Below are 246 nucleotides of genomic sequence, written 5' to 3' on the forward strand. Positions count from 1 at the left end.
GCATTCATCGCCACGCGGAACGGCACGCCGTTCGATCCGGTCAGCAGCGCCTGTGCACTCCCGCGTCCGCCGACATAGTTCACCTTCGCCCGTGCGGACTGGATGACGGTCGGACCGTAACGCGTATCGGCAAGCTGCACGTCCGCGATCACCTGCGGCGCATTCGGGAACACCACGACGCTGGCATCGACGATCGCGCGGCCGATTGTGAAGTCGACCTGACCCGGCACCGTCGCGTTGTAGGCG

Annotated in this window: 1 protein-coding gene; it reads right to left on the reverse strand. The window is 66.3% G+C overall.

Annotated features, from left to right (window positions below):
- A partial coding sequence (locus AC0IYH_RS33340; protein WP_471838698.1) for a hypothetical protein occupies positions 1-246 on the reverse strand: 246 nt, incomplete at both ends.

The sequence above is a fragment of the Pseudomonas sp. AC463 genome (assembly GCF_979253585.1).